This window comes from Nonomuraea turkmeniaca (assembly GCF_005889735.1).
In the GTDB taxonomy this organism is placed as follows: Bacteria; Actinomycetota; Actinomycetes; order Streptosporangiales; family Streptosporangiaceae; genus Nonomuraea; species Nonomuraea turkmeniaca.
This window is the reverse complement of sequence record NZ_VCKY01000407.1, coordinates 1-5,094: the sequence shown is the minus strand read 5'-3', so window position 1 is coordinate 5,094 and position 5,094 is coordinate 1. Positions and strand designations below refer to the sequence as shown.

General features: G+C 71.5%; 6 protein-coding genes. 5 read left to right on the top strand and 1 reads right to left on the bottom strand.

The window, feature by feature from the left end; genetic code table 11:
- Positions 1-759 (top strand): SMI1/KNR4 family protein (locus tag ETD86_RS52460; protein WP_211370885.1); only part of this gene is annotated, 759 nt, incomplete at its 5' end.
- 27 nt (positions 760-786) lie between these two features.
- Here the strand turns inward: ETD86_RS52460 and ETD86_RS52455 are convergent.
- A complete protein-coding gene (locus ETD86_RS52455; protein WP_246149496.1) occupies positions 787-1,371 on the bottom strand; it encodes a DUF3043 domain-containing protein in 585 nt (194 codons plus the stop codon).
- A gap of 152 nt (positions 1,372-1,523) precedes the next feature.
- Between ETD86_RS52455 and ETD86_RS52450 the strand changes: the two genes are divergently transcribed.
- The 4 genes from ETD86_RS52450 to ETD86_RS52435 all read left to right on the top strand — a co-directional run.
- Positions 1,524-2,348 carry a PspA/IM30 family protein gene (locus tag ETD86_RS52450; protein WP_211370884.1) on the top strand — a complete coding sequence of 275 codons (825 nt, stop codon included), beginning with the start codon at positions 1,524-1,526 and terminating at the stop codon, positions 2,346-2,348.
- Positions 2,345-2,623: a PspA-associated protein PspAA gene (gene pspAA, locus ETD86_RS52445; RefSeq protein ID WP_138674084.1), complete on the top strand. Its 279-nt coding sequence runs from the start codon at positions 2,345-2,347 to the stop codon at positions 2,621-2,623. The genes ETD86_RS52450 and pspAA overlap by 4 nt, the downstream gene beginning before the upstream one ends.
- A gap of 216 nt (positions 2,624-2,839) precedes the next feature.
- On the top strand, positions 2,840-4,189 hold the full coding sequence (locus tag ETD86_RS52440; protein ID WP_138674083.1) for an alpha/beta fold hydrolase: 1,350 nt from the start codon (positions 2,840-2,842) through the stop codon (positions 4,187-4,189).
- Between the two features lie 75 nt (positions 4,190-4,264).
- Positions 4,265-5,094 (top strand): serine/threonine-protein kinase (locus ETD86_RS52435; RefSeq protein ID WP_170223778.1); only part of this gene is annotated, 830 nt, incomplete at its 3' end.

Below are 5,094 nucleotides of genomic sequence, written 5' to 3'. Positions count from 1 at the left end.
ACGCCCGCCCCCACCGGCCTGGCCAGTCCCGGAGTCACCGGCCCGGCCACTCCCGGAGTCACTGGGCCGCCCGTCACGCAAACGCCGCGGCCGGTGCCCGCCGTCGTCCCCACCTGGCCGCCGGTCGAGAGACCCGATCCCAACTGCTCGCCGGCCCGGCGCCCGATCACCGTCCGGCCGATCGACCCGGCCGTCAAACGGGCCGTGGACCGGCAGTGGCGGCGGATCGAGCGATGGCTGAAGGCGAACGCGCCCCGCACGTACCGGGCCCTCGGCGGACCCGGCAGGGCGCGCACGATCGCCGTCGCCGAGTCCCAGATGGGCGTGGACTTCCCCGATGACCTGCGGGCCTCGCTGCTGCGCCACAACGGCTCGCGCGGGCACTCGGTGTTCGGCTTCTGGTTCACCGGCGCCGGCGCCCTGACCATCAGGGAGATCAGGGACACCTGGCGCTGGTTGTGCTCGTGGGACCGCACCGACCTCGGGACCGATCCCGCGACCGAATACTGGAACGGCCGGATGATCCCGTTTCTCCACTTCGCGGACCGCGACTCGGAGGACATGGAGTACGCCGTGGTCGACTCCGCCGGCGGCGCCGTCGGATGGGACGACACGATCTCCGGCATGGGCCCCCGCCTGCCGTCCTCCGACGCGCTGCTGCGGGCCGTCGCCGACGCCCTGGAGCAGGGCAAGGAGGTCGACGGCTGGCGGCCCGCGGTCAAGCGAGGCGTGCTGCGCTGGGACAACGTCGAGTCGTAGCCGTCCCGGGCGGAGTCGGGCGAGCGGCTACTTCTTCTTCTTGACCGGCTTGCCGCCGGGCAGCACCGCGGGCGGCGGGAAGCGCAGCTTGCGGATCTGCAGCGCCCGCATGGCCGCGTAGAACCCCACCCCCCGGAGCGGCTCGTTCGGCAGCTTCTCCGCCACCAGACGCTTCACCCGCCACGCCACGAAGACGGAGGTGAAGAGCACGCCCAGCATCATGATCGGCCAGCCGACCGCGACCACCAGGTTGAGCACCATCGCCCGGATCTCGATGGGCCACGGAACCCACGTGGCCAGCAGGATCACTAGCGAGAACGGCAGGAAATACTGGCTCGGCAGCCGCCGCGAGTCGACCCAGTCACGCGCGAACTTGCGCGCGGGACCCTTGTCGCGAGCGGGAAAATACCGCTCGTCACCTGCGAGCATGCCCTGGCGGGCCTTCTCGCGCTCGGTGGCCTGCTTGGCTCGCATGCTCCGATAGGCCTCTTTGCGGTCCTTCGGCGCATTGACCGGCTGGCGTCGTTTGCCTTCGGCATCCCGGCGCTTGGGTGTGGGACGACCTTTACCTTGGGGCTTAGGATCGTCAATGGGGACGGGGGTGTCGTCCACGGAGGTTTGGGAACGGCGTCGCAACACGACGTCAACCCTACCTGGACTGCAACTTAGTGACGCCCCCGTGCGTTATGCGTAGGGTAATCCCAAGGCGGCTGCGCTGCATTGGGTGACCACCAGCACGACCTAGAAGGGGACGGCCGACGCGCATGAGCGTGATGAAGAGACTTTCGATGATCTTCAAGTCCAAGGCCAACAAGGCCTTGGACAAGATGGAGGATCCGCGCGAGACCCTGGACTACTCCTATCAGCGGCAGCTGGAGCTGCTGCAGAAGGTGCGCCGGGGGGTGGCCGACGTGGCCACGTCGCGCAAGAGGGTGGAGCTGCAGATCAACGGTCTCGAGCAGTCCTCCAGGCGTCTGGAGGAGCAGGGCCGCAAGGCGCTGTCCGTGGGACGTGAGGACCTCGCCCGTGAGGCGCTGCAGCGTCGGTCCAGCCTGCAGACGCAGATGGCCGACCTCAAGGTCCAGCATGACAACCTGCAGGCCGAGGAGGAGAAGCTGACGACGGCTTCCCAGCGCCTGCAGGCCAAGGTCGACTCCTTCCGTACGAAGAAGGAGACGATCAAGGCGACCTACACCGCCGCCGAGGCGCAGACGCGCATCAACGAGGCGTTCTCCGGCATCTCGGAAGAGATGGGCGACGTCGGCCTGGCGATCCAGCGGGCCGAGGACAAGACCGCGCAGATGCAGGCCCGCGCGGGCGCCATCGACGAGCTGCTGGCCAGCGGCGCGCTCGACGACTTCACCGGCACCAAGGGCGACGACATCCAGGCCGAGCTCGACCGCATGGGCGGCGGCATGGACGTCGAGCTGGAGCTCGCCAGGATGAAGGCCGAGCTGGGCCAGGGCCCGGCGCCGAAGTCCGCCATCGAGCCGGGGCAGCCGCAGCAGCAGGCCGAGCCCCAGGCGCAGCCTCAGCAGCAGGGCCAGGGTCAGACCCAGCAGCTGCGCCAGCCCGGGGAGGGCGCATGATCGTCAGGATCATGGGCGAGGGCCAGGTGGAGATCTCCGCCGACGACATCGCCGTGCTCAACGAGCTGGACAGCGAGCTTGAGGCGGCCATCGAGATCGGCGACGAGAAGGCCTTCCGCGTCAAGCTGCACGCACTGCTCGACAAGGTGCGTCACGTGGGCAAGTCGCTGCCCGACGACAGCCTCGAGCCGTCCGAGCTGATTCTTCCCCCGGCGGACGCCTCGATCGAGGAGGTCCGGGAGATGCTGGGCGATCAGGGCCTCATCCCGGGCTGAGCCCGGCAGGACGCCGTTCGTGTCCGGCCGGCCGAAGGCACGAGCGCCGACCATGCCGGTGCTCGCACGAGGGCTGCTGTGAGCACGGCTGTTGTGAGCATTCCGACATGCCCAAGCCGCGCGTGGCGATCGCGGATCTCGACGTCCCCGACGCGTTCGCCACCGGCTTCCCCGTCGCTCCTGGGCGACGTTCGCCCAAAGTGATCTAATGATCACGTGGAGCGAAGGTTGTACGTGCTCGCGGCCTCCGCGCTCATCGTGGCGGCCGTGCTGGGCAGCGCCTGGATCACCGGCCAGTTCACCACGCCGGGAGTCGACAAGACCCACGGGTACGTCACCGAGCTGGCCGCCCGCGACCAGCCGTGGACACACCTGTTCCGGGTCAGCGACGCCCTGTCCGGCCTGGCCTGCCTGCTCGGCGTGGCACTCGTGCCCCGGGTGGAGCGTGAGTGGCCGGGCTGGCTGGCGCTGGCCGCGTACGCGCTCTTCACCATCGTCGCCGCGGTGCTCCCCCTGGACTGCGCCGCGCTGAGCGATCCCGCCTGCGGGCGGCAGGGCCTGTCCATCGCCCATCACGCGCATCTCCTGGCCGGGGCGCTCGCGACCGGCGGGGGCGTGACCGCGATGGCGCTCCTGGCGACGCGATGGCGGACCCGAACGGCGTGGCTGCTCGCCTGGCTGACACTGGCCGCCACGGCGCTCACCGCGGCCGCGCTCGCCGCCGGACGCGGCGCGGGGCTCGCGCACCGCGCACAGCTCACGCTCATCGCCGTCTGGCTGGTGTACGCCGCGCTGCGCCTGCTCGTCACCGACCGGCAGCCCCCCGGGCACGGCACGCCGCACGTCGTCGAGGAAGGCGATGGACCGGCGGTGCTCATCACCGCCGGGCCGGCGGGCGCCTGGTTCCACTGGGACGCGGTGGCCGGCCACCTGGCCGGCACCCGCCGCGTCATCCGCTTCGACCGCCCGGGGCTCGGCCTCAGCCCGCGTTCCCCGGCTCCGCCCACTCTGTACGCCGAGGTCGCCCGCCTGGCCGCGCTGGCCCCCGCCCACCCGGAGCAGGTCACCGTCGTCGCCCACGGCGTGTCCTGCTGGCATGCGGAGGCGTTCGCCCGTCTTCACCCGCTCTGCGTGGCCAAACTCGTGTTCGTCGACCCTGTATGCCCGGACGGCCGCCGGCCGCAGGCCGCCGCAAGGGCCGCCGGCAGGTGGCTGCCGGCCCTGGGCGGCACGTGGGGTGCCACCGCGGTGGCCCGCCTGGCGGGACCGGCCGCGCACCGCAGGCTCGCCGGCGTGCCCGACCCGCTCGGCGTCTACCGCATGGGCAAGGTGCCCGCGGCCGTGGCGGGGGAGTGGCTGGCCCGCCGCGACATGGCCGCCGACCTGCACCGCATCAGGGAGGACAAGCCGTTCCCCGACGTGCCGGTGACCGTGCTGTACGCCGACGGGCGGGCCGGCTGCGCGGAGCGGCTCGCCGGTGACCTCGGCGCCGAGCTCGTATACCTGCCGCGGGCCGGGCGCCGGCTCCACCTCCATGCCCCTAGGGCGATCGTGGACGCGATCTAACCCGTCATAACGGGTGACGAGGGACCGCGAGACGCACCAGAATGGCGAGAAAGGCGCCATATGTGGGAGTCGTCAATGCCGGACCTCGCGGACCCAAGGCCAGGGGATCCCGCGTCGGTGGGGAAGTACACGCTGGTCGGGCGCCTCGGTGAGGGCGGGCAGGGCATCGTCTACCTCGCCACCGCCCCGGACGGTGTCCAGGTCGCGCTCAAGTTGTTGCGCGCCGACCTGGCCGGCAACGCCGAGGCGTCGGAACGGTTCGTGCGCGAGGTGGCGATGGCCAGGCGGGTGGCGCCGTTCTGCACCGCGCAGGTCATCGAGACGGGGCTGTTCGGCGGGCGGCCGTACATCGTCAGCGAGTACATCGACGGCCCCACCCTCGCCGACGTCGTCCGCACCCAAGGGCCCCGCTCAGGCACCTCCCTGCACCGGCTCGCCATCGGCACCATCACCGCGCTGGTCGCCATCCACCAGGCCGGCATCGTGCACCGCGACTTCAAGCCGTCGAACGTGGTCCTGGCCTCCGACGGCCCCCGGGTGATCGACTTCGGCATCGCCAGGGCGCTCGACCTCAGCTCGACGCTCACCGGTACGGCGATCGGGACACCCTCGTACATGGCGCCCGAACAGCTCACCCAGTCGAGTCCCGGGCCGAAGTCAGACATGTTCGCCTGGGCGTGCACGCTGCTGTACGCGGCGTCGGGGCAGGCGCCGTTCGGGCACGACAGCCTGCCCGCGGTCGTCAACCGGATCCTGCACACCGAGCCGGACGTCGGGCCGATCGAGGACCCCGGGCTGCGGGCGCTGGTGCGGGACTGCCTGGCCAAGGACCCGTCCCGGCGGCCCGAGGCAGGAGAGGCGCTGATGCGCCTGCTCGGCCACGCCCCCGCCCCCCAGCCCCCCGG